Here is a 230-nt window from a genome sequence, read left to right as displayed (position 1 = left end):
AGTTCATGCTTCGCATCATTTTAAGCTGCCGGAATATTGAACGATTCATCAGAGAGAGAGAAAGTGATCGAGCGGCTCTTTCTTCAGCTGATTTTGAATATATTGAAGCGGAGCAGTCACTTCTTCTTGGGCATTTAACGCATCCTACACCAAAAAGCAGACAAGGAATGACAGAAGAGGAGGAAGCTATTTATTCTCCTGAGTTGAAAGGCTCTTTCCAGCTTCATTAC

General features: G+C 42.2%; 1 protein-coding gene. It reads left to right on the top strand.

What is annotated here, in order from left to right; genetic code table 11:
- The coding region (locus AAEY78_RS15250; protein WP_352340383.1) for an IucA/IucC family protein at nucleotides 1–230 on the top strand (230 nt) is incomplete at both ends.

The sequence above is a fragment of the Psychrobacter sp. 16-MNA-CIBAN-0192 genome (assembly GCF_040309565.1).
Taxonomy (GTDB): Bacteria; Pseudomonadota; Gammaproteobacteria; order Pseudomonadales; family Moraxellaceae; genus Psychrobacter.
This window is presented reverse-complemented; position numbering and strand designations above follow the sequence as displayed.